At 58.9% G+C, this 2,947-nt stretch carries 4 protein-coding genes; all 4 read right to left on the reverse strand.

Annotated features, from left to right (window positions below):
* Positions 1-128: 128 nt before the first annotated feature.
* Entirely contained in the window at positions 129-455 is a 327-nt protein-coding gene (sutA, locus tag FEM54_RS29285; protein WP_017135899.1) for a transcriptional regulator SutA, read from the reverse strand.
* 101 nt (positions 456-556) lie between these two features.
* Positions 557-982: a secondary thiamine-phosphate synthase enzyme YjbQ gene (locus FEM54_RS29290; protein ID WP_099550273.1), complete on the reverse strand. Its 426-nt coding sequence runs from the start codon at positions 980-982 to the stop codon at positions 557-559.
* A 209-nt stretch (positions 983-1,191) separates the two neighbouring features.
* Positions 1,192-2,532 carry an ammonium transporter gene (locus FEM54_RS29295; RefSeq protein ID WP_017135897.1) on the reverse strand — a complete coding sequence of 447 codons (1,341 nt, stop codon included), beginning with the start codon at positions 2,530-2,532 and terminating at the stop codon, positions 1,192-1,194.
* 35 nt (positions 2,533-2,567) lie between these two features.
* Positions 2,568-2,906 (reverse strand): P-II family nitrogen regulator, encoded by a 339-nt coding sequence (gene glnK, locus FEM54_RS29300; RefSeq protein WP_002555808.1) that lies wholly within the window; start codon positions 2,904-2,906, stop codon positions 2,568-2,570.
* Positions 2,907-2,947: the final 41 nt, after the last annotated feature.

A 2,947-nucleotide genomic window follows, 5' to 3' on the forward strand; every position in this document is an offset into this window, starting at 1 on the left:
GTCTGACCCACCGCTATCGCAGGCAAGCCAGCTCCCACAGGGCTATGCAATGAATTTTAAGAATTTGTTTCAGGCATGAAAAAGCCCGCAGCGACGGCGGGCTTTTTCTTACAAGCAGTCTGCTGACCTCAGATAGGTCGGCTGCCGTACTTGTTATCCGGCTTCTTCGGTGGGTCTGCCACCACGTTGGCCTCGACTTCCTGCACTTTGCCGCCTTTAGCGAGGAATTCTTCCATCGCACGGGCCAGCGCATCGCGCTCTTTGTTCTTGGCTTCAACGCTCGGCAGTTCGTCTACCGAGACAGCGGCCTTGGCTTTGCCTTTGGCTGCCGGGGCGGGTGCATCATCGCCACCGTCGTCGTCAGCAACGTCTTCAGCTGCCGCTTCAAGGCCTTCTTCAGCCTCGTCGTCGTCGCCTACTTCAAGGTCGTCGTTTTCCAGATCATCGTCGCTCATGTTCTACCTCATGACTTGCGAAAAGCAGATTAGTTATAGCCCAGCTTCACCCTCTGTCGAGGTCGCCGGAAAAAAATCACATCCACTGGATAACCAGTGGCTTATGCCCCATCACCGTGCAAGGTGGCGAGGACTTTACGAGCACCGCCATGATCACGGTGCTCGCCCAGATAAACACCTTGCCAAGTCCCTATCGCCAAGCGGCCGGCCTTGACCGGCAAACTCAACTGGCAGCCCAGCAGACTGGCCTTGAAGTGCGCCGGCAGATCATCCGGACCTTCGTCGTTGTGTTCGAACCCTGCACGCCCTTGCGGCACCAGCGAGTTGAAAAAACGCTCGAAGTCACGGCGAACCGCCGGGTCGGCATTCTCGTTGATGGTCAACGAGGCCGAGGTGTGCTGCAGCCACAAATGCAACAGGCCTACTCGGCAAGCCTTTAACTCAGGCATGCCGGCAAGCAACTCATCCGTTACCAGGTGAAAGCCCCGGGGCTTGGCCCGCAGGGTAATCAGGGTCTGTTGCCACATACAGTTCTCCGCCCATCGGCGCGCATTCTAGCGCGGTCTGGGAAAAAACAAAGTGTCGAATACGCCTACATGCATGTAAGACTTTCGCATCCTCAAAAGTGCCGTGTGGATCCCATCACAAACTCGGCAAAAAACCCATCCGCCTTTAGCCACAGACAAACACCAGACAAAAAAATGCCCGGCAAGCCGGGCATCTTTTTTTCGCGTACTTACAAGTTGTAGCCGCGTTCGTTGTGTTGCGCCAGATCGAGGCCCACCGCCTCTTCTTCGTCGGTCACCCGCAGGCCCATCACCATGTCCAGCACCTTGAGGATGATGAAAGTCACGATGGCCGTGTAGATCACGGTGAAGCCCACGCCTTTGCACTGGATCCAGACTTGCGCCGCGATGTCAGTAGTGGCCGCGTTGAAGCCGCCCAGCGAAGGCGCTGCGAACACGCCGGTGAGGATCGCGCCGAGGATACCGCCGATACCGTGCACACCGAAGGCGTCCAGGGAGTCGTCGTAGCCCAGTTTGCGTTTCAGGGTGGTGGCGCAGAAGAAGCACACCACGCCCGCTGCCAGGCCGATGACCAGAGCGCCCATCGGGCCAACAGTGCCGGCAGCCGGAGTGATTGCAACCAGGCCGGCTACTACGCCCGAGGCAATGCCCAGTGCGCTTGGCTTACCGTGGGTGACCCACTCGGCGAACATCCAGCCCAGTGCCGCAGCAGCGGTAGCGATCTGAGTGACCAGCATCGCCATACCGGCAGTACCGTTGGCCGCCGCAGCAGAGCCTGCGTTGAAGCCGAACCAGCCGACCCACAGCATGGCCGCGCCGACCAGGGTGTAACCCAGGTTATGCGGTGCCATCGGGGTGGTCGGGAAGCCTTTACGCTTGCCAAGTACCAGGCACGCCACCAGGCCAGCCACACCGGCGTTGATGTGCACCACGGTGCCGCCGGCGAAGTCCAGCACGCCCCAGTCGCCCAGCAACGAGCCCGGACCGCCCCACACCATGTGGGCAATCGGCGCATAGACCAGGGTGAACCAGACGCCCATGAAGATCAGCATCGCGGAGAACTTCATACGCTCGGCGAATGCACCGACGATCAGCGCAGGGGTAATGATGGCAAAGGTCATCTGGAAGGTGACAAACACCGCCTCAGGGAACAGCGCCGCAGGGCCGGTGATGCTCGCCGGGGTTACACCCGACAGGAACAGTTTGGACAGGCCGCCCACGAACGAGTTGAGGTTGACGACGCCTGCTTCCATACCGGTGGTATCAAACGCCATGCTGTAGCCGTAAACGAACCACAAGATGGTGATCAGGCCGGTGATGGCGAAGCACTGCATCATCACGGAAAGAATGTTTTTGGAGCGCACCATGCCGCCGTAGAACAGCGCCAGGCCCGGAATGGTCATGAACAGTACCAGCGCGGTGGATGTGAGCATCCACGCCGTGTCGCCGGAATTGAGGACTGGAGCAGGGGCTGGGTCCGCCGCCAATGCCAGGGCCGGCATTACGAGGGACAACAGGGCTCCTAGCCCTGCGAATTTACGCAGAGTCATATTGTTTTCTCCTGGGGCGTTGGGGGTTTGGCGGCTTAGATTGCGTCGGTATCGGTTTCGCCGGTACGGATGCGAATAGCCTGTTCCAGATTGACCACGAAGATCTTGCCGTCACCGATCTTGCCGGTGTTGGCCGCCTTGGTTATCGCCTCGATAACCCGGTCAAGATCCTTGTCGTCAATGGCGACATCAATCTTCACCTTTGGCAGGAAATCGACCACGTATTCCGCGCCGCGATACAGCTCGGTGTGACCCTTCTGCCGACCGAAGCCTTTGACCTCAGTAACGGTAATGCCCTGCACGCCGATCTCGGACAGTGACTCGCGTACATCGTCCAACTTGAACGGCTTGATGATGGCAGTGACTAGCTTCATGAAAACTCTCTCCCGAATTGGTGGACTTGCCCCAGGAAAAC

Source organism: Pseudomonas edaphica, from assembly GCF_005863185.1.
Classification (GTDB): Bacteria; Pseudomonadota; Gammaproteobacteria; order Pseudomonadales; family Pseudomonadaceae; genus Aquipseudomonas; species Aquipseudomonas edaphica.